This is a genomic window from Brevibacillus reuszeri, assembly GCF_001187725.1.
Lineage (GTDB): Bacteria > Bacillota > Bacilli > Brevibacillales > Brevibacillaceae > Brevibacillus > Brevibacillus reuszeri.
Window position 1 is genome coordinate 486,261 of the sequence record NZ_LGIQ01000002.1, and the last position, 18,047, is coordinate 504,307.

The 18,047-nt window shown below is 47.9% G+C and carries 26 protein-coding genes; 18 read left to right on the plus strand and 8 right to left on the minus strand.

The window, feature by feature from the left end:
* Window positions 1-33: 33 nt before the first annotated feature.
* The 7 genes from ADS79_RS02845 (at window position 34) to prpE (ending at window position 5,513) form a co-directional block, all read left to right on the plus strand.
* Window positions 34-438, plus strand: a complete 405-nt coding sequence (locus ADS79_RS02845; protein ID WP_049736889.1) for a LiaF transmembrane domain-containing protein — start codon at window positions 34-36, stop codon at window positions 436-438.
* 67 nt (window positions 439-505) lie between these two features.
* On the plus strand, window positions 506-1,207 hold the full coding sequence (locus ADS79_RS02850) for a PspA/IM30 family protein (protein WP_049736890.1): 702 nt from the start codon (window positions 506-508) through the stop codon (window positions 1,205-1,207).
* Between the two features lie 93 nt (window positions 1,208-1,300).
* Window positions 1,301-1,858 carry a class I SAM-dependent methyltransferase gene (locus tag ADS79_RS02855; protein WP_049736891.1) on the plus strand — a complete coding sequence of 186 codons (558 nt, stop codon included), beginning with the start codon at window positions 1,301-1,303 and terminating at the stop codon, window positions 1,856-1,858.
* A gap of 36 nt (window positions 1,859-1,894) precedes the next feature.
* On the plus strand, window positions 1,895-2,770 hold the full coding sequence (liaF, locus tag ADS79_RS02860; protein ID WP_049736892.1) for a cell wall-active antibiotics response protein LiaF: 876 nt from the start codon (window positions 1,895-1,897) through the stop codon (window positions 2,768-2,770).
* Between the two features lie 13 nt (window positions 2,771-2,783).
* Window positions 2,784-3,932, plus strand: coding sequence for a HAMP domain-containing sensor histidine kinase (locus ADS79_RS02865; RefSeq protein ID WP_049736893.1), 1,149 nt, complete (start codon window positions 2,784-2,786; stop codon window positions 3,930-3,932).
* A gap of 8 nt (window positions 3,933-3,940) precedes the next feature.
* Window positions 3,941-4,570 carry a response regulator gene (locus ADS79_RS02870; protein WP_049736894.1) on the plus strand — a complete coding sequence of 210 codons (630 nt, stop codon included), beginning with the start codon at window positions 3,941-3,943 and terminating at the stop codon, window positions 4,568-4,570.
* 121 nt (window positions 4,571-4,691) lie between these two features.
* A complete protein-coding gene (prpE, locus tag ADS79_RS02875; RefSeq protein ID WP_049736895.1) occupies window positions 4,692-5,513 on the plus strand; it encodes a bis(5'-nucleosyl)-tetraphosphatase PrpE in 822 nt (273 codons plus the stop codon).
* On the opposite strand, the gene ADS79_RS02880 is transcribed toward prpE, so the two are convergent.
* Together ADS79_RS02880 and ADS79_RS02885 are read right to left on the minus strand one after the other, a co-directional pair.
* The gene (locus tag ADS79_RS02880; protein ID WP_049736896.1) at window positions 5,498-5,818 is read right to left on the minus strand and encodes a hypothetical protein; all 321 of its coding nucleotides are present in this window, start codon (window positions 5,816-5,818) and stop codon (window positions 5,498-5,500) included. The genes prpE and ADS79_RS02880 overlap by 16 nt on opposite strands.
* Window positions 5,819-5,843: 25 nt before the next feature.
* Window positions 5,844-6,656, minus strand: coding sequence for an N-acetylmuramoyl-L-alanine amidase family protein (locus tag ADS79_RS02885; RefSeq protein WP_049736897.1), 813 nt, complete (start codon window positions 6,654-6,656; stop codon window positions 5,844-5,846).
* A gap of 151 nt (window positions 6,657-6,807) precedes the next feature.
* Here ADS79_RS02885 and ADS79_RS02890 point away from each other — a divergent pair, with 151 nt between their 5' ends.
* The 5 genes from ADS79_RS02890 to ADS79_RS36575 all read left to right on the plus strand — a co-directional run bounded on the left by ADS79_RS02890 (window position 6,808) and on the right by ADS79_RS36575 (window position 9,038).
* Window positions 6,808-7,038 (plus strand): YneF family protein, encoded by a 231-nt coding sequence (locus ADS79_RS02890; RefSeq protein ID WP_049736898.1) that lies wholly within the window; start codon window positions 6,808-6,810, stop codon window positions 7,036-7,038.
* Window positions 7,039-7,055: 17 nt separating this feature from the next.
* Window positions 7,056-7,241 carry a hypothetical protein gene (locus ADS79_RS02895; protein ID WP_049736899.1) on the plus strand — a complete coding sequence of 62 codons (186 nt, stop codon included), beginning with the start codon at window positions 7,056-7,058 and terminating at the stop codon, window positions 7,239-7,241.
* Between the two features lie 111 nt (window positions 7,242-7,352).
* Entirely contained in the window at window positions 7,353-7,778 is a 426-nt protein-coding gene (locus ADS79_RS02900; protein WP_049736900.1) for a MarR family winged helix-turn-helix transcriptional regulator, read from the plus strand.
* A gap of 14 nt (window positions 7,779-7,792) precedes the next feature.
* The gene (locus ADS79_RS02905; RefSeq protein WP_049736901.1) at window positions 7,793-8,830 is read left to right on the plus strand and encodes a threonine aldolase family protein; all 1,038 of its coding nucleotides are present in this window, start codon (window positions 7,793-7,795) and stop codon (window positions 8,828-8,830) included.
* A gap of 133 nt (window positions 8,831-8,963) precedes the next feature.
* Window positions 8,964-9,038 (plus strand): hypothetical protein, encoded by a 75-nt coding sequence (locus ADS79_RS36575; RefSeq protein ID WP_412679385.1) that lies wholly within the window; start codon window positions 8,964-8,966, stop codon window positions 9,036-9,038.
* A gap of 124 nt (window positions 9,039-9,162) precedes the next feature.
* Here the strand turns inward: ADS79_RS36575 and ADS79_RS02910 are convergent, their stop codons facing one another.
* Entirely contained in the window at window positions 9,163-9,540 is a 378-nt protein-coding gene (locus ADS79_RS02910) for an ACT domain-containing protein (RefSeq protein WP_049736902.1), read from the minus strand.
* A 241-nt stretch (window positions 9,541-9,781) separates the two neighbouring features.
* Entirely contained in the window at window positions 9,782-10,549 is a 768-nt protein-coding gene (locus ADS79_RS02915; protein WP_049736903.1) for a TSUP family transporter, read from the minus strand.
* Window positions 10,550-10,853: 304 nt separating this feature from the next.
* Between ADS79_RS02915 and ADS79_RS02920 the strand changes: the two genes are divergently transcribed.
* The 4 genes from ADS79_RS02920 to ADS79_RS02935 all read left to right on the plus strand — a co-directional run bounded on the left by ADS79_RS02920 (window position 10,854) and on the right by ADS79_RS02935 (window position 13,908).
* On the plus strand, window positions 10,854-11,462 hold the full coding sequence (locus ADS79_RS02920) for a superoxide dismutase (RefSeq protein WP_049736904.1): 609 nt from the start codon (window positions 10,854-10,856) through the stop codon (window positions 11,460-11,462).
* Window positions 11,463-11,707: 245 nt separating this feature from the next.
* Window positions 11,708-12,502: a dioxygenase family protein gene (locus tag ADS79_RS02925; protein ID WP_049736905.1), complete on the plus strand. Its 795-nt coding sequence runs from the start codon at window positions 11,708-11,710 to the stop codon at window positions 12,500-12,502.
* The gene (locus ADS79_RS02930) at window positions 12,502-13,386 is read left to right on the plus strand and encodes an RNA polymerase sigma-70 factor (RefSeq protein ID WP_049736906.1); all 885 of its coding nucleotides are present in this window, start codon (window positions 12,502-12,504) and stop codon (window positions 13,384-13,386) included. Before ADS79_RS02925 ends, ADS79_RS02930 begins: the two co-directional genes overlap by 1 nt.
* A 75-nt stretch (window positions 13,387-13,461) precedes the next feature.
* A complete protein-coding gene (locus ADS79_RS02935; RefSeq protein ID WP_049736907.1) occupies window positions 13,462-13,908 on the plus strand; it encodes a carboxymuconolactone decarboxylase family protein in 447 nt (148 codons plus the stop codon).
* Window positions 13,909-13,957: 49 nt separating this feature from the next.
* Here the strand turns inward: ADS79_RS02935 and ADS79_RS02940 are convergent, their stop codons facing one another.
* Together ADS79_RS02940 and ADS79_RS02945 are read right to left on the minus strand one after the other, a co-directional pair.
* The gene (locus ADS79_RS02940) at window positions 13,958-14,503 is read right to left on the minus strand and encodes a pyridoxamine 5'-phosphate oxidase family protein (protein ID WP_049736908.1); all 546 of its coding nucleotides are present in this window, start codon (window positions 14,501-14,503) and stop codon (window positions 13,958-13,960) included.
* Between the two features lie 158 nt (window positions 14,504-14,661).
* Window positions 14,662-15,657: a metal-dependent hydrolase gene (locus ADS79_RS02945; RefSeq protein ID WP_049736909.1), complete on the minus strand. Its 996-nt coding sequence runs from the start codon at window positions 15,655-15,657 to the stop codon at window positions 14,662-14,664.
* 167 nt (window positions 15,658-15,824) lie between these two features.
* Here ADS79_RS02945 and ADS79_RS02950 point away from each other — a divergent pair, with 167 nt between their 5' ends.
* Entirely contained in the window at window positions 15,825-16,109 is a 285-nt protein-coding gene (locus ADS79_RS02950; RefSeq protein WP_049736910.1) for a hypothetical protein, read from the plus strand.
* A gap of 31 nt (window positions 16,110-16,140) precedes the next feature.
* Window positions 16,141-17,247 carry an A/G-specific adenine glycosylase gene (gene mutY / locus ADS79_RS02955; protein ID WP_049736911.1) on the plus strand — a complete coding sequence of 369 codons (1,107 nt, stop codon included), beginning with the start codon at window positions 16,141-16,143 and terminating at the stop codon, window positions 17,245-17,247.
* 121 nt (window positions 17,248-17,368) lie between these two features.
* Here the strand turns inward: mutY and ADS79_RS34830 are convergent, their stop codons facing one another.
* Window positions 17,369-17,527 (minus strand): YrzI family protein, encoded by a 159-nt coding sequence (locus tag ADS79_RS34830; RefSeq protein ID WP_141260872.1) that lies wholly within the window; start codon window positions 17,525-17,527, stop codon window positions 17,369-17,371.
* Window positions 17,528-17,664: 137 nt separating this feature from the next.
* Window positions 17,665-17,817 carry a hypothetical protein gene (locus ADS79_RS35530; RefSeq protein WP_162839503.1) on the minus strand — a complete coding sequence of 51 codons (153 nt, stop codon included), beginning with the start codon at window positions 17,815-17,817 and terminating at the stop codon, window positions 17,665-17,667.
* Window positions 17,818-18,047: the final 230 nt, after the last annotated feature.

Here is an 18,047-nt window from a genome sequence, read left to right on the forward strand (position 1 = left end):
CACCACATCAACAACGAAGGAGGCAAGCAAAGGATGAGCGAACGGTCTGGAAAGATACTCCTCGGGCTGGTTCTGCTGCTAATTGGCGGGTTGGTTCTCCTGGACCAACTGGGAATCGACAGTGGCGATTTGATTGGCGTGTTGATTCCTTCAGTAATCATGCTGTACGGGGCTCGCAAGGTAATGAGTAGTTCGGGCTCACGCTTTTGGGGAGTCATTGTCTTCTTGTTCGGGCTGTTGATGCTGTTTGGGAAACTGCACCTCTTGTTCCACAGCATCTTGGCCATTGGGGTTATCTACTTAGGATATCGCCTGTTGCGTCCGCGGCCAGAACAAAAAGAAGCACCACCAGCTTGGGAACGTCAGTGGGCACAAGGAATTTTAAAAGAAGATAAGCTGGATGACTGGGAAAGAAACGTGAACAGACGCCAGCCGTAGGCAACGATGTCAAATGTAGCTTTTGGATGAAACTATATGATGTGATATGATGAGGAGGAATTTTAAAATGAGTATCTTTAGACGTTTGCGTGACCTGACAGTAGCTTCTGTGAATGATGCATTGGATTCGATGGAAGATCCAGTAGTGATGCTGAATCAATACATGCGTGACATGGAAGTAGAAATTGGACAGGTTGAAGTAGCGGTAGCCCGTCAGGTTGCCCTGGAGAAGAAATTCCGTCAGCAACTGGATGAAGCCAACGCACTGATTGAAAAACGCGATCGCCAGGTGAAACTGGCACTCACAGAGGGCGAGGAAGAGCTAGCTCGTCGTGCTCTGGCAGACAAAAAACAGTATGAAGGACGCGCAGCAGAATACGAAACCCTCTACTTGTCAGCTTCAGAAGCTGCCGCTCAAATGCGTGAGAAGCTGGCTGAGCTGAAAGAGGAGTTCTATAAAATGCGTGCAAAGAAATTCACGCTGATGGCTCGGGCGCAAGTTGCTCGTACACAAAAGCAAGTAAATCATGCGGTTGTGGGTATTGGCAACCAAACAGCAGGCCGCGGCTTTGCTAGAATGGAAGAAAAGGTTATGCGCATGGAAGCTGAGGCACAAATGAGTGGACAATGGCGCGGTTCCAATGTAGGTTATGGATGGGAGAATGCTTTGTCTCAGTTGGAGAAAGATGATCTCGATTCTGAGCTCGCAAGCATCAAAGCTTCTTTACAAGAGAAAAAGGTACCGGTCCAAAAACCAGAGCAGTCCTAATTGGACAGGAACTAGGGGACCGGGTATAGAATAAAGTGTGGCAACTAGGCAGCCTGGATTTCAGGCTGCTTTTCCCCCTAGGAGGTACAATTCTTGGTAGACTTTTTGGTCTTTTTGCGACGGTTTATCGCAGAGCCTGGTCGTGTCGGTAGTGTGATTCCCAGCTCTCGGTTTTTAAGCGAACGGATGCTGGAGCATGTAGATTGGGCTTCAACCGACGTCATATTTGAGTTGGGGCCAGGAACCGGTGCTTTTACTCATGTGATTAATCAAAAAATACGTCCCGATACCCACTATGTGCTTGTAGAGCGCGATTCCCAGTTTCGGTCGATGCTGCATTCCCGATTCCCAGAAATTCCGATCATGGAAGAAGCAACGAGGCTGAGGGATTACTTGGAGGAATTAAAACTGGAGCAGGCAGATGTGATTGTTTCCGGACTGCCTTTTGCCAACTTTCCGCAGGAATTGCGGGCAGACATTTTGAATGAGGTACAATCCGTGCTAAAACCAGGCGGGCTGTTCATTACATTCCAATATTCGCTACAACTCCAAGCTGAGCTGCAGGCACGTTTTTCCAGGGTAGAGACCAGCTTTACCTTGCTGAATATACCACCTGCATTCATTTATACATGTCGTAACGGTCAGAAGTAAAAACGATCGGCATGGGGCGTAAGAGAGGAGACTTCTGTGAAATTGTCCCGCTTGCACAAAATGTTGGCTGGTGTCCTGATCATTTTGACCGGGATTGGCCTTTTATTAAATGGCTTGCATATCATTACGTTCGGTCTGTTTGATCTTTGGCCGATGCTATTGGTATACTTTGGCGCACGATTGTGGAAACAGAATAATAGGGTCGGCGGCGGCATTTTGGTCAGCCTGGGTACGATCATCGCTCTCGAAATGTGGTTCGGCATTGGTATAGATGACTTGTTTCGACTGGCTGTACCTTTTGTCATTATCTACTTTGGCTTTCGTCTGGTGCGAGGCAGGGCTCGGCAAAAGGGGCCGCTTCCGGGAAAGGATTCCGTGCTCAAGCAGGATGATCTCGACTTTCAATCTGGCTGGATGTCAGGCAACGAAGGTGAAGGCACGGAGCCTAAAAAGCAAAGTGAGAGCTGGACAAAATGGAGACCACCAGGTGCGAAAACAGCTGAAAAGGATGGCTCTACCGTTTTTCGGGACCGTATGTTGCCAAAAGATTCCCGCAGCTCGTTGATTGGCGATTTTCATCTGACCTCGGGCAGATTCGAACTCAGTCAGTTGCATGTCTGGCATGGAATTGGTGATGTCGTGATCGACTTGTCCCGGGCAATGCTGATGAAGGACGAAGCACTTCTCGTAGTGGAGGGGTGGATTGGTGACGTAACCATTTATGTCCCGGTAGATCTTCCTGTGTTAGTATCCGCAGAGTTGACAGTCGGTGATCTGGAGGTGTTTAGTCACCGCCAGGGAGGGGTTAATCGTAGCTTGATGATTCGGTCTGATCATTATGACCAGGCGGTGCATAAAGTAAATTTGCATATCTCGCTGCTAGTCGGCGATATAAAAGTCAAGTACATCTAGGAGGTACTGGCGGATGCGTCGACAGCGGTTGGCAAGTATACAATGGCAGTATGTGCGCTACGGTGTAACAATGGCCGTCAGTGCGATCGTAGTAGCATTTATTTGTTTCTTTTCGCTCTACTTTCAGTGGAGAAACGATACCGGTATCCATCAGTGGTATTTCAAGATCATCCATGATCCCCAAATCGTTTTATGGCTAGGTGATAAGAGGCTCTCGTTGTTATCGCCAGACCCGGATTGGCTCATTCAGCTCGTTGCGTTTATTATATCGTTGCCAGCCGGATTGATTGTCGCTCTGATTATTTCTTATATCGGCGGGAACTTGCTGAAGAAGAGATTGTTTGTTTTGGGCGAAGCAGCAATGAAGCTGGGACGGGGGATGCTATCGTACCGTGTGCCGGAGCTAGGAGTCGACGAGGTAGGGGAGCTGGGCTGGCAATTAAACAGGCTCGCTTCTCAATGGGAAGAGCAGGTCGCATCCTTGCAGCGTCTCTCCAATTCGAATGCAGCGCTTGCCGAACAGTTGAAGCACGCGGCTGTAACAGAGGAAAGGCAGCGGCTTGCGCGTGAGTTGCATGATGCAGTCAGTCAGCAGCTGTTTGCCATCGCGATGACGACAGCAGCCATGAAGCGACTCGTGGAGAAAAATCCGCAGCGTGCCAGCCAGCAGATTGAATTAGTGGAAGAAATGGCAGCCGCAGCACAAGCGGAAATGAGGGCGCTGTTGTTGCATCTTCGCCCGGCGACTTTGCAAAACAAATCCTTGAAGGAAGCCATTTTGGAACTTTTAGATGAGCTCACACGTAAAAATACGATGGAGCTGACGTGGGAAATCGAAGCCGTCGAAGGCTTGCCGAGTGGAATTGAGGATCATCTGTTCCGGATTCTGCAGGAATCGCTTTCCAATACGCTGAGGCATGCCAGAGCCAATTTGATTACCGTAAAACTGTTTACGCTGCAAGAGCAGGTACGGTTGCGGGTATCAGATGACGGGGTAGGCTTTGATCCAGATGGAGATAAACTGACATCCTATGGCTTGCGCAGCATGCAGGAACGTGTTGCCGAGGTTGGCGGATCGATGGAGATTTATTCAGCGATAGGCAAGGGAACGCAAATCGAAGTGCGGATTCCTCTGATGTCACAGGCAGAACGGGAAGGGTGAGATCTTTTGTGATTCGGGTACTACTGGTTGATGATCATGAAATGGTACGGATGGGACTGGCTGCCTACCTCTCGACAGAGGATGATATTGAAGTCGTAGCGGAAGCGGGCAGTGGTGAAGAAGGTGTACGGATGACGATTGAATTGCGTCCGGACGTAGTTTTGATGGACCTGGTTATGGAAGGAATCGGTGGTGTAGAAGCGACAAGGAGGATTCGCGAGGCTTGTCCAGCGAGCAAGGTAATTGTCCTCACCAGCTTTATCGATGACGAAAAGGTATATCCGGTCATTGAGGCAGGTGCCTTTAGTTATTTGCTCAAAACCTCGCGGGCGGCTGAGATTGTCAAAGCAATCCGTTCTGCGGTAGCAGGCGAGCCTGTACTGGAATCGCGTGTAGCCGGCAAAATTATGGCTCGCTTTCGCCATGGGCAGGAAGCACACCCGCATGAGCAGCTGACGCCACGAGAGCTGGAAGTGCTCAAGCTGATTGGCCAGGGCAAATCGAATCAGGAAATTGCGGATGAATTGATCATCGGGATCAAAACAGTGAAAACGCATGTAAGTAATATTTTGGCCAAGCTAAACGTGGAGGATCGGACGCAAGCAGCGATCTATGTACACACACATCATTTGGGTTAAAAACGAACACACTCTAAAAGGAAATGAAGACGAGGCTCACTCTTTTGAATAGAGAGTGAGTTTTTTTTGTATATGTGGTAAAGATAGTAAGTAATAGCTTTTGGAAAGGAGGGAACGGAAGATGAGGCATAAACCTCAGACACGATCCAAGGTGCTTTTGGCGGACAAGGGCGTAGATATCGTCGGAGATGTGCATGGCTGTTATGACGAATTTATCGAATTGCTGCAGCGCTTGGGGTATCAGCGAGGCCACGACGGCATCTATCGCCATCCCCAGGGCCGAAAGCTCCTTTCCCTCGGAGATATTACAAGTCGTGGGCCTTATTCGATTAAGATGCTGCAATTTTTTTTACTGCATCTTGCGACGGGTGTTGCCGAAATGGTCGATAGCAATCATGGTTGGAAAGTGGCACGATGGCTGGATGGCAGACCAGTGACCCTCTCGCATGGAGATGAGAAGGTAGAAGAAGAATTGCGCTTGTACCAGCAGGAATTCGGGCCGAAAAAGGCATCCCTCCTGCGGGAGCAGAGCCGGCGTTTGCTTTTCTCTTCCCCCTCACACATGATGATCAGGCGAAATGACAAGCTGGTCGCAGTTGCCGTCCATGCCGGAATCAAGGACGATTTTATCGGAATGGAAACATCAGCCGTGCAAACCTTTTGCAGATACGGGGATGTAGCCGGAACAGGGCCAGATGGTCGTCCTCTTCGCAGAGAGTGGGCAAAGGAACGTAAGGCTACGGAGCCGTTAATTGTATGGGGGCACGATCCCAGACCAGAGCCTGAACGCAAAAACGGCACACTCAATATCGACCAGGGATGCGTGTTTGGTGGCAAGCTGACCGCTTATCGCTATCCAGAGGACGAATTGATATGTGTACCGGCAAAGAAAAATTATTCGGGTTTGGCTGACACTCCGTTAACACGCTACACGGCGGATTGAGAGTCGTTGTGCTTGCTTTCGATTTGTTTTTGCTTCTGATTTGTTTTGTTCACGCTAAATTGCTCCAGTGTGTTTTTAGTTGAAGAGTGAATACCGACACTGGCAAGACCGGCAGTCAAGCCCTCTAGCAAGGCCGTCCTCCAGTCAAATCCAGGTGAATACAACCACTGATTCACCATGTACAGCCCGAGAATCAACATGACCGCTACCCAACTACGCAGCTTTTTGGGGATGCGAAGTACATCCGATAGGGTAGCAGTGCCTGCCAGGGCAAAGGCAATGATCAAGCCCAGATCAAATCCCACGGCACACTACCTCCAGTAAATGAACTTAGGTTTTCAGCTTTTCATACAGACGCTTAAGAATGACTGCTTCAGCCCAGAGGGGTAATGGTTTGTCAGCTTGACTGCGCCAATCTTCATTCGTGAGCAGCCCTTGGTCAAACATCCAGTCAATCGCTTCTTGCTTCCAATCAGGCAAAGTGCCACCTCCTCCGTTTCCAGGATTGCCGTTTCCGTTGCCATTACCTGGTGAGCTTGTTGGAGTGGGTGTAGGAGTTGGCGTCAACGTCGGTATAGGTGTTTTCGGCGGCTGATACGACAGCTTGGCGTACTCGCAAAAGGCTCGAACGACTGCTTCTGCAAGACTCTTCCAATCCTTGGCGAGCTTTTCCGCATCCAAAGGGTTGTCAGCAAAGCCGTATTCCACGATCACGGTTTCTACGCTTCCCGTTTCCCGATGCATGTAATAGTAGTCCAGACCAGAGTTGGTTGGGAGTGTTCGAGTGAATATTCTTCGATTTGGCATGCCTTCTGCTTCTAGCTCCTCTTGAATCAAGCGAGGAAAAGCAGCTGAGCCATAAATGGAGTAAATCACTTCAGAACCTCTGCCGCCGCCAGCATTAATATGGTTGCAAATACAATAGCGAGCACCACTGTTGCGGACGATTGCTGTTCGAGCATCACTTGAGAGGGTGGTATCTGTTGTTCGCGTCATGGCGACGGCGATGTTCAATTCTTGGAGCCGTTGGTACTGGTAGGTTGAGATCTTTAGAGTCATGTCCTTTTCTGAAAATTGGGAATTATTGCCTCCGCCAGGATCAACACCACCATGTCCAGCATCAAGAATAACGATAGGAATCATTGTTACATCACCTCTTGCAATTAGGATATGCTAGAAATAGCAAACCTGCTTGAGGCAGTCTCACCATTTTCAGTTGGTGCAATGTACAGAAGGTCCAACTATGGTACAATAAACATGTACATAATTACGTAAAGAGGATGGTAATGTATTGATGGCTTGGTACAACTGGGTAATTCCGATTGTTACACTCTTACTTGGCCTCGTAGGCGGATTTGCCGGAGGAACTTATTATTTGAAAAAACAGGTCTCCAATATGCAAATGGACGACAAGCAGCTGCAAGCCATGGCCCGTTCTATGGGGATGAACCTTAACCAGAAGCAATTGAAACAGATGAGCCGCACGATGAAAAACATGAAAATGCCAAATAAATTCGGAAAATAAAGCGGAGGGATGTCGTTATGGGGCCGACTCGCCTGCGCTACACGATGATTGGCTTTATTATCGGTGTTTTTATCGTGTACATGAAAGATCTGCCGATCGGTGAAGGAACCCGATTTGCAGCCCCTTTTTACTTGGCGGGCGTCGGCCTGCTGATCGATGGCATCATTTTGCGCTTGAAACAGAGAAAAGGAAACGAAGAGTAGGGGGAGCTTGGCTTTTGTGCCAGGCTTTTTTTGTGCTTGAAAAATGTTGACAGAGTCTACTAAATCGCATACATTATTTGTTGACAAAGTCCACTAAAAAGGAGCGCCGTCATGAAGCAGGATATTATTGCAGATATACGCAAATTTAACCGGTTTTACACGATTCTGCTTGGCGTTTTGGAAAAGCATGTATTGGATACTGGGTACTCGTTAACAGAGGCAAGGGTAATTTTAGAGATCGGCTTTATGAAGCAGTGTATCGCGAACGATCTGGTCGAAAGGCTCAAAATTGATCGCAGCTATATGAGTAGAATCATCGCCAAGCTCAGTAAGGATGAACTGCTCAGCAAGGAAGGCTCGCCCTCAGATAGCAGAATCAGCCTCATCCGTTTAACCCCAAAAGGGATCGCGCTGTTTCATCAACTAAACGAGAAATCGGATGAGCAAATCGAGCGTTTATTTCACGGACTATCACAAAAAGAAATCAATGAAATACATGCTTCGATGCTGGTGATTCAGAAGAAATTAGATCGGTAGGAGAGGATACGAAAATGATTCGATTTGAAAATGACTATACAGAAGGCGCACACGAACGCATTTTAAAACGGTTATGGGAAACGAATGAAGAGCAGGCACCTGGATATGGAGTGGATTCATACTGTGAAAAGGCCAAGGCATACATTCGCAAGGCATGTGATCTCGAGCATGCAGACATTCACTTTTTAGTTGGCGGAACACAGACGAATACAACGATTATTGCCTCTATTTTGCGCCCGCATCAAGGTGCCGTTGCCGCCATTACAGGTCATATCGCGGTACATGAAACAGGGGCAATCGAGACAACCGGACATAAAGTGCTGACATTACCGAGTGATGATGGGAAGATTCGGGCCGATCAGGTAAAGGAAATGTATGACGCTCACTGGGATGATGTAACTCATGAGCATATGGTACAGCCAGGCTTGGTGTATATTTCGCATCCTACCGAGAATGGTACGACTTATAGCAAGGCCGAGCTGGAAGCGTTAAGTAAGACTTGCCGGGAATGCGGGCTGCCATTGGTCTTGGATGGCGCTAGATTAGGCTATGGTCTGGTTTCAAAAGGCAGCGATCTATCCTTGGCAGACATTGCAAGTCTATGTGATGTGTTTTATATCGGGGGAACGAAAATCGGAGCATTGTGCGGAGAAGCCGTCGTCATCACGAATGATGCTCTGAAAAAAGACTTCCGCTACTTCATTAAGCAAAGGGGCGGGCTACTGGCTAAGGGGAGATTGTTGGGCATACAATTTGAAACCTTATTTGAAAATGGCCTCTACTTTGAGATTTCGAGTCACGCAGTGGAAATGGCAATGATGATTCGCGAAGCATTTCGTGAAAAAGGCTTTTCCTTCCGCTACGATTCGCCTACCAACCAGCAGTTTCCGATTTTGCCGAATGCTATGCTCAGTGAATTGGGCAAAAAGTACTCCTTTTCCTTCTGGGAAAAATTCGATTCGGAGCACAGTGTTGTGAGATTTTGTACCAGCTGGGCTACCAAAAAAGAAAATGTTGAAATGTTGATAGAGGATATCAAGGCATTGGCATAGGGACGGGTGACCAGAATGACAACGAAAGAGTTATATGCAGATGATAGCTATCGGAAAGAATGTATGGCTATGATCGATTCCGTACAGGAGCGCTTTGTTGTTTTTGACTAAACTATTTATTATCCAGGTGGCGGTGGACAACCTCGGGGGAACACATGTGAGCAACACATCTGAAATTGGTTGTTTTTCGATTGAAAGCACAAAATAAAGGTCCAACGAAAAAACGGTTGAAAATTCAACTGATGGTTAATTCCTGATTAGCTAGCATTTCTGGACGAATCAGGGGCAGGAGTGGAACTAGGATCCACTCCTGTTTTGTTTGCCTGCAACCATTACTGGAAGCTATGGCCCGCATTTTCCAGTACGAGCTTTGCTTTTTCTAGGGAATGAGCCTTAACCAGTAAATAATCGGTATTGAAAGTGGAAATCGCAAAAATGCTGATCCCGTTATCAGCGAGCGGATTGGCTAAAGAAGATAAAATTCCGGTCAGTGCGAAATCAAGTACACCCTCGACCTTCAGGCACTTCCACTCGTGCTCTGCGTCCTCTGAAATGTCAGCTGGCACATTGGCAGATTCACAAACAACGGAAAGTTCTTCCTTGGTCCGAGTAATAGAGAAAAACTCACTCTTGGTCGCCCATGACGGTATATCATGCGCTTGAGGGAATTTTACAACAGAGAACGGTGTGTCCAGTATCGTTAGATTCATGGTTACCCCCTAAATATGATGAAGTCGGAAGCGATGTGCCACCTCTTCTATCTATTTTGTGCAATGATACACCTTTAAGAAAACTACCAATTGGTTGTTAAATTACTCAACCAATTTTTTCGGGTAAATAAAAAAAGGAAACACGCCTCTAAGCGTCCACCTCTGCAAGGTCAGGTGGAATTCGCTAGTTTGGACGCAGTTTCCCTTTTTTCGTGTAGCTGTACAGAAATGCCACTCTCGCCTACATAAAAATCAATTCATAAATCATTTTTGTAATGAGTGTGATGGAGACGATCAAAAACAGCGGTCGAACATAACGCACACCCGTTTTGATTGCCACACGCGCACCGATCGTCGCACCGAGAAGCATAGCTACACCCATGACCAGACCAGTCAATAAAATGACCTTGCCTTCCATAGCGAAAACGAACAGGGCAGAGATGTTGCTCGCCAGATTGAGAATTCGCCCATTGCCAGCAGCGATTACAAAATCATAACCGAATAAAAGCACCATCAAGAAAACGAAAAACGAACCGGTTCCCGGTCCGAAGAAGCCATCGTAAAATCCAATTAAAAAGGTAAAGGGAATTCCCACACCGAGTGTGAATTTGGTGAGACCTTTAAAGTTGGAATCCTGACCGAACCGTTTGTTAAACAAGGTGTAAACGAAAATCAGTGCCATCATGACGATGACCAGTACCTTTAACAGCTCCTGAGGAACAAACAGTACCGTTTTGGCCCCCAGAAAGGCCCCTATTAGCGAAATGGGGAAGAGGATGAACATGAGCTTCTTGTCAAACTTGCCACTGCGAATAAAGGTAAAAGAGCTGGTAGCGGACGAAATGGTGCCTGCCAGCTTGTTTGTACCGAGTGCAAGGTAAGGAGGGATTCCTAAGCCGAGCAGCGCAGGAAGGGAGATCAACCCGCCTCCACCTACGGTACTATCAATAAAGGCGGCGACAAATCCAAAGAACGCGAGAAAGATAATGGTTGATAAGTCCATTTCCACAAAAGATCACCTGATTCTCTAGTTTGTAAACGTATAGGAATTTATAAGGGTGTGACGCTTATGAATTCCGGAGCGAATGTAAACATTCCGCTAAACGCGGTCGCTCCTCATTAGGGAAGCCTCGATAGAGGTTTTCATATAATCCAAGTCTAGCACGCTCCATCCTGTTTGCAAGATGGAAAATCTACTGAAATATTTTAATAGATTAATATACTTTGCAAACCGATTTGTTGTAAAAGTACGTTCTTTGAAGTATAATAAAGGCGAAGCTTGACCCATACATATTTTGAGGAGGAATGTTAAAATGGCACATCAACTTCCTGCATTGCCTTATGCACATGATGCACTGGTTCCACACATCGACGCTCAAACCATGGAGATCCACCACGGACGTCACCATGCTACGTATGTAAACAACCTGAATGCAGCTCTCGAAGGTCACGCTGACCTGCAAGAGAAAAGCGTTGAAGAATTGATCAGCAACCTGGATGCTTTGCCAGAAGGTATCCGTACAGCAGTTCGCAACAACGGTGGCGGACATGCTAACCACACTCTGTTCTGGGAAATCCTGAGCCCGAACGGCGGCGGCGCACCAGCTGGTGAGCTGGCTGACGCAATCAACGCGGCTTTCGGAAGCTTTGACAACTTCAAAGCTGAATTCGCAAAAGCAGCTACAACTCGCTTCGGCTCCGGCTGGGCTTGGCTGACTGCTGAAGGCGGAAAAGTAGCTATCTCTTCTACTCCTAACCAAGACAGCCCTGTAATGGAAGGCAAAATGCCTATCCTCGGTCTGGATGTATGGGAGCATGCTTACTACCTGAACTATCAAAACAAACGCCCTGACTACATCGCGGCGTTCTGGAACGTAGTAAACTGGGATGAAGTAAGCAAACGTTTCGCAGCTGCGAAATAATTGTGGGCTCACCCAACAAAAGCTTGTCGCGTCATGCGGCAAGCTTTTTTGCATTACATAAGAGTAATTTTTTAATACTACATTGAGATAACCCACAAAAATGCCAGGAGGAAATCAAAAGCTGGACCACCCCAGCCCGACAAAAAGGGGATAGTAAACCAAGCAAAGATGCGTTATAATACTTACAAAAAGTAACTAAGTTTAAAAAGTTAAGCTATAAAGCATTCAAAGGAGAGTGTTTCACCATGATGCCATCATTTTTTATCGCGCACGGTGCTCCGTTGCTCGCGATTGAAAACAACGTATATACACAAGCGATGAATCAATTACCAAGTCTTTTGCCGCATCGTCCCCGGGCGATCGTCATGTTCTCGGCACACTGGGAGGCTTTTGAGCAAAACGTGGGGTTCGTAGATACCTTCCCGACGATTCATGACTTTGGCGGTTTCCCGCGCGAATTGTATGAAATTCAATACCCAGCCAAAGGCGACAGCGATATTGCCAAAGAAACACTGGAGCTTTTGCAAAAAGCGGGTGTACCCGTCAACTTCGACACTACAAGAGGTCTTGATCACGGTCACTGGGTAGTGCTGAGACATGTATACCCGGATGCAGATGTTCCAGTCGTGGCACTGTCCGTCAATCCGAACCTCACGATTGAACAGCAGTACGCGATTGGCAAGGCACTGAGTCCGCTTCGAGAAAAAGATGTGCTGATTATCGGAAGTGGCGGCACCGTGCATAATTTTTCTTATATCGATATGCGCGAAACAACAGGTGGCGCATCTGAGTGGGCACTTGAGTTTGAGCAATGGCTGGAACAAACCCTGACGGAATGGAAGGTCGACGATCTGGCCAAATACCGCGAACTTGCACCTCATGCGGAAAAGGCGGTTCCTGTCTACGGCAGCGAGCATTTTGTACCTTTGGTTTATGTAATGGGGGCAGCAGATGATGCCCGCACTGCGAAGCGGCTGCACATGAGCTTCCGTTATGGCAGCCTAAGTCATACGATCTGGCAATTTGGTGAGGCCAAGTAATGCCGATTCGCATGGAGGATGTTTATCAAGAGTACAAGGCGCTTCTGTTTTCTCTTGCCTACCGTATGCTTGGTTCCGTAACGGAGGCAGAAGATATCGTGCAGGAGACATTCCTGGCTTTTGCGCAAAATGACTTCAACGACATTCACCATGTGAAAAGCTATTTGTGCAAGGCTGTGACCAACCGATGCCTCGATACGCTAAAATCCGCACGCTGGAAACGCGAGCAGTATGTAGGAGAATGGTTACCTGAACCGTACATGGCTGATAGAAGTGAGCATGATCCCCTGCATGTCGTGATGGAAAAAGAGGCAGTATCCTACGGCTTGCTGGTTTTGCTTGATACCCTTACCCCGCAAGAACGGGCTGTCTACATCCTGCGTACCGCGCTCGATTACGATTATCGTGCCATTGCAGAGATGCTGGACAAAACGGAAGACAGCTGCCGCAAGCTGTTCAGTCGTGCTGGACAAAAGCTTAAGGGTGCCGGCTTGCAGACAGAGACGCAGCCGGAGCGCTCCACTCGTTTGGTGACACAGCTTATCCAAGCGATCTCCCAAGCTGACGCCAAAACGTTAATAAGCTTACTCACGAACGATGCTGTACTGGTTAGCGACGGCGGGGGAAAAGCGAGATCGGCATTGCGGCCAATTTTCTCCGATCAACGTATCGTTGCGTTCTTGCTCGGGATTTGGCCACGCTGGGCTGCCAGTTCGACGATGCAGGTCCGTACCATGAATGGTCAGGACGGCATCGTGGTCATGTCAGATGGCGAATTAAAAATCACCTTTCAATTCGTGTTGCATCCTTTGGAGTATCGGATCGAACGGATTTACATGATGGTCAATCCAGAAAAATTATCCCATCTTGTCGCAAAAGCGTAAATGTTTGTCACAGGATCGGATGGTTAGTCGTCTTTGAGGGTGTAAACCAATTTAAAGGCGAGAGGAACGATAATCATGGAAGCAAGAATGAACTATCGCAAAGCAAATCCACAGGCGTTTCAAGCAATGCTCCAACTGGAAAAGTATGTGCATGAAACTGGTCTGGATAAAAAATTGATTGAACTGATTAAAATCCGTGCCTCCCAAATCAATGGCTGCGCTTTTTGCCTGGATATGCACACGAAGGATGCGCGCAAGCTAGGTGAGACAGAGCAGCGCATATACTTGCTGAGCGCATGGAGAGAATCGGCTGTATACACGGAAGCGGAGCGCGCAGGGCTTGCCTTGACCGAGGCTGTGACTGTCATTACGAATGGTGGCGTATCCGATGAGGTGTATAAACAGGTGAGAGAGCATTTCGATGAGAACCAATACGTGTCACTGATTATGGCAATCAATACAATCAACTGCTGGAACCGGCTTGCCATTTCTACAGGCATGAGTGCCCCAGCTATTCTGTAAGAAAAAAGAAGAAGACACGCTTGCTGTTTGGCGAGCGTGTCTTTTTTCGTTACACATCCATTTCTACTTTTCGACCAGGATAATACTTCATTTCATCTGAATGCGGATTGCCTTTTGCCGAAATAGAGGTTGGCGTGATTCTGAAAATGGCAGTGGTGCTTCCCATGGAGGAGCGATATTTAAGTACATGCTGCAGTGACAATGGCACCTGATAGTAGCCTGGTACGTATTTATCGATCATCGCTTGCATCGCATCGCGCATCTCGTCAGGCTCCTGTACGCGATCAATTGTGCCAGCAATAAATACACTCATGTACATGGTATCCAGATTGGCAGGGACGGGATCAGCTACCGTGCCGTACTCTTCACAGACACTAAAGCAGACACGATTATTGGCGTTGATCATCTCGATTTTTCGCCCGGAATCAGCCCCGTGAAAATAAATACAGCCATTCCACCAGGCAAAATTGAGGGGGAGAATGTATGGCTCGAATTCATTGGTTAAACCGAGATTGCCGACCTTGGCTTGCAGTAAAAAGGCGTCAATTTGCTCCTGGTCTGTAATCGTACGTTTAGAATAACGAATGGGAATCATGGCAAGTCCTCCAGTCTGACTACTAGTAATGTTGCTTGTAAGATGATCGTAGTCGGTTTCTGACTCGGTATGAAGGGGCAATTTTCCGTAAATGAAGCGGGTCAGATAGGAAGGACAAAAACCGTCCAGATGCCTTGGACGGTTTTATTTATGACGCTTTAGCTTAGCTGTCGATTTGAATCCAGCTTTTTGGCAAGCTGATCCTCACCGCGGTGAATCCAGCCGACAAACGAGTCGCGGATAGTCAAATCAAAGTCCAGATATACCACTGCGACGAACATGTAGTGACTTTTCCCTTGGAATCGGGAGCGATAGCGAAGATCGATCCATTTGACCTCATAGCCAAAAGGGCGTTCCTTGGTCTCAACATGGACGTGATGGGTGAAGGCGAGAAATGATTGTACCTTGAAGCTTTTTTTCGCAGCGGCAATGCGCTCATTTTCGGGTTTGATTGTAAAGGTGTCGAGAATAATCACTTCCCCGGAAATTAACTCGCCAACGTACCAGTGGTGCTCGGTCTTGGCGACAAACGTCCAGTTCGTCCACGAAAGCGTAGGGATGATCGTATAGGTCCCGGTTTTTCCAATGCGCTGTCGCACCAGCTCTGTCATTCGTTTTTGGACCTGAACGCGCCAGTAGTAATAGCCGGCGATAATGATGTAAATCAGAAGAAACGACCTGCCCGGATCGACGCCCGAAGCCCAAAGCAGGAAGCCGACGAGGTGAGCGGCGAAAATGAACGGGTCAAAAATGAAGATGGCGTTGAGAGCAACCCATTTATCGCGAAACGGGTACAAGCCCTTCGTGCCATACGAATTGAACAAGTCAACGAATACGTGCAGGCAAACCGCTAAAAAGATCCAGCTCAGCAGGTGGAACCAGTGTGCTTGCGGCATGATTGCCTGTATGAGGACAAAGATTGCTCCTGTCCAGAGAAACAGTGCCGGAACGGAGTGCGAAACACCCCGATGGTTGCGTACATAGGCTGCGGTGCCACGGAGGCGGACCAAGCCATCTAGATCAGGTGCTTGCGAGCCAATGACCGTACCAATCATGACTGCTCCCGCGAGTGCCGGAGTGGAAGCTACAACAGGATCGAGATAGGCGAGACCAGCTAATCCAAAGCCCATGGCAAAGTGCGTGGCGGTATCCATGGAATCGTTGTCTTCCTCCTTTCCTTCCAGGCTGATCTTTATTGTTTATTATAGCGCGAGGTGCGATATATTTCCCTCATTCTGCTGAAAAAAATTGTGAGCTTGTTCCCATAGGGCCTTGAAAGGTATGATGTAGGGGACAAACCTCGAAGGGGAGGGCGCATATTGTGATCACGGTTTTTATCGAATATAAATTAGAGCATGAAAAGCGCGCCCAAGGGCTGCTGCTGCTCGCAGATATGGCTGCCCGTATGGAAGGCATGGGCGCCAAACAGTATCGCAGCTGGGAAGGTGTGGATCAGCCAGGATTGTTCGTCGAAGCTTTTGATGTAGACACGATGGAGCAGTACGAACAAATCAAGTCCGTCCGTTTGGCTGATCGCGACTTTTGCAACTGTGTCGCGGGAGCGGGCAAGCTGCATGTGTGGGCTTTTCGCGCCGCCGAGCTATAGCTTTTCATAAAAAGGAGCAGACAAAACAGAAATGGCAAGGAAAAAAGAAACGAGCCTCAAGTATACATTACCGGAAGAATTTCATGTGTTTGGATTCGCACAGGATTTGCTTGGCTGGTATGACTCGCAAAAACGTGATTTGCCTTGGCGGATCAACCGTGATCCGTACCGGGTCTGGGTATCTGAAATCATGCTACAGCAGACGCGTGTAGAGACGGTTAAACCTTTTTATGCGAATTTCATGGAAAAATTTCCGACCGTTACAGCTTTGGCCCAGGCACCGGAGGAAGATGTGCTAAAGGCGTGGGAGGGACTTGGCTATTACTCTCGCGCTCGCAATTTGCAAGCGGCCGCGCGCGAAGTAACCGTGCGCTATGGTGGTGTGGTTCCGGATACGCCCGAAGAGATCGCGACACTAAAAGGTGTAGGCCCGTATACAGCCGGAGCGATTCTCAGCATCGCGTATGAAAAGGCGGAGCCAGCAGTCGATGGCAATGTCATGCGTGTCTTTTCCCGTTTGCTGTATTTGACTGACGATATTGCCAAGCCTGCTACAAGAATCAAAATTGAGCATCTCGTGCGACAAGTGATTCCAGTCGGAAGAGCAGGGGATTTTAACCAGGCATTGATGGAGCTAGGTGCGATGGTCTGTGTTCCGCGTACACCGCAATGCTTGACCTGTCCAGTGTTTGATTACTGCATGGCGCGTCAGGAAGGTGTGCAGGAAGAGCTGCCGGTCAAAGGAAAGGCAAAACCGCCTCGGCCAGTTAGTCTTCAGGTGGGAGTCATTGTGCGTGACGGCAAGGTTTTGATTAACAAGCGGCCGGCGCAGGGGCTTCTGGCTGGCATGTGGGAATTCCCGATGGTGGAGTCCGATGCCGACACGGAAACGACCAAACGCGAAGCACTTGCCAATGGACTACGCGAGCGATTCGGTATTGATGTCGAGGTACTGGAGCCGATTGGAGAGGTTCAGCATATTTTCTCCCACTTGCAATGGAACATGCAGGTTTGGTCCTGTGACTGGATTGAAGGGGACGAATTGCCGACGCATGCTCGTTATGAAGCGTGGGAAGAGCTTGACGCGTATACCTTTCCGATGGCCCATCACAAGATCAGGCAGTTGCTGCAAAAATAATTAGCCGACCTATTCGCCAGTATCTTCGCTGGGCTGCTACGTGAAGGAGGCTAAAAAAGAAGAAGATCAAGTCCCTATGAGACCTGATCTTCTTTTTTTGCTTTACTTTGACGCATTTATATTAGCGATACAAATACTCAGGAAATTGCATCGCGATTTGATGCTTTTGCTCTTCCCACTGAGCAATTGCTTGTTTTTGCAAATAGTGTGCCTCCTGTTGCTCTGGAGTCACTTTTTTCTTTTCAATAATGATCGTGAAAAAAATCATCGGAATGTACATGAGCGTATCCCTCCCATCCCTTTTATTTGGTGCAGTCAGCTGCCATCTATCGCTTTGACTCCTGTAAATCTCATCATCTGACGTCTTTGTTTGGTTTTCATAAAAAATCCCTCCTCAAAATGATTGTTTGTGAAAAATTAGATGCGGCTGATGTGTTGGGCTGCTTGAAAGGCGTGGGCTTCCGCACGTTCTTCCAGGTAACGTGTGCGAGCGTATGTCGCGATACGTTGTTCAGCATTTACGTGATTGCGCTCAATCTTGATTGTGAAAAACAAAAAGTTCAGTACCATAATCGATCACCTCCCTTCAAAGGTTAAATATTGAATCATATCCATTTTTTGATTGCTGGAGAAAGAAAAAGACCACGGGCAATACGCCAGCGGTCTTTTGGGAATCACAAAGAAAATGAAAGACCACAAGCAACAACGCCTGTGGTCGGATATTTGACGAAATGGGAATGTTTAAAACACGAATAAAACTAGGATTCGTCAGTCCAGGAGGCGTTGCCATATTCAATTGT

Excerpts from the sequence above, each read along its gene's own strand:
- ADS79_RS02940 (WP_049736908.1), bottom strand. The coding sequence starts at position 14,503 with ATGATTCCCATTCGTTATTCTAAACGTACGATTACAGACCAGGAGCAA.
- ADS79_RS02900 (WP_049736900.1), top strand. The coding sequence starts at position 7,353 with ATGAAGCAGGATATTATTGCAGATATACGCAAATTTAACCGGTTTTAC.
- ADS79_RS02930 (WP_049736906.1), top strand. The coding sequence starts at position 12,502 with ATGCCGATTCGCATGGAGGATGTTTATCAAGAGTACAAGGCGCTTCTG.
- ADS79_RS35530 (WP_162839503.1), bottom strand. The coding sequence starts at position 17,817 with ATGGTACTGAACTTTTTGTTTTTCACAATCAAGATTGAGCGCAATCAC.
- ADS79_RS02935 (WP_049736907.1), top strand. The coding sequence starts at position 13,462 with ATGGAAGCAAGAATGAACTATCGCAAAGCAAATCCACAGGCGTTTCAA.
- ADS79_RS02845 (WP_049736889.1), top strand. The coding sequence starts at position 34 with ATGAGCGAACGGTCTGGAAAGATACTCCTCGGGCTGGTTCTGCTGCTA.
- ADS79_RS02945 (WP_049736909.1), bottom strand. The coding sequence starts at position 15,657 with ATGGATACCGCCACGCACTTTGCCATGGGCTTTGGATTAGCTGGTCTC.
- ADS79_RS02890 (WP_049736898.1), top strand. The coding sequence starts at position 6,808 with ATGGCTTGGTACAACTGGGTAATTCCGATTGTTACACTCTTACTTGGC.
- ADS79_RS02885 (WP_049736897.1), bottom strand. The coding sequence starts at position 6,656 with ATGATTCCTATCGTTATTCTTGATGCTGGACATGGTGGTGTTGATCCT.
- ADS79_RS02925 (WP_049736905.1), top strand. The coding sequence starts at position 11,708 with ATGATGCCATCATTTTTTATCGCGCACGGTGCTCCGTTGCTCGCGATT.
- ADS79_RS02865 (WP_049736893.1), top strand. The coding sequence starts at position 2,784 with ATGCGTCGACAGCGGTTGGCAAGTATACAATGGCAGTATGTGCGCTAC.
- ADS79_RS02850 (WP_049736890.1), top strand. The coding sequence starts at position 506 with ATGAGTATCTTTAGACGTTTGCGTGACCTGACAGTAGCTTCTGTGAAT.
- ADS79_RS02905 (WP_049736901.1), top strand. The coding sequence starts at position 7,793 with ATGATTCGATTTGAAAATGACTATACAGAAGGCGCACACGAACGCATT.
- ADS79_RS02910 (WP_049736902.1), bottom strand. The coding sequence starts at position 9,540 with ATGAATCTAACGATACTGGACACACCGTTCTCTGTTGTAAAATTCCCT.
- ADS79_RS02920 (WP_049736904.1), top strand. The coding sequence starts at position 10,854 with ATGGCACATCAACTTCCTGCATTGCCTTATGCACATGATGCACTGGTT.
- ADS79_RS34830 (WP_141260872.1), bottom strand. The coding sequence starts at position 17,527 with ATGTACATTCCGATGATTTTTTTCACGATCATTATTGAAAAGAAAAAA.
- prpE (WP_049736895.1), top strand. The coding sequence starts at position 4,692 with ATGAGGCATAAACCTCAGACACGATCCAAGGTGCTTTTGGCGGACAAG.
- ADS79_RS02895 (WP_049736899.1), top strand. The coding sequence starts at position 7,056 with ATGGGGCCGACTCGCCTGCGCTACACGATGATTGGCTTTATTATCGGT.
- mutY (WP_049736911.1), top strand. The coding sequence starts at position 16,141 with ATGGCAAGGAAAAAAGAAACGAGCCTCAAGTATACATTACCGGAAGAA.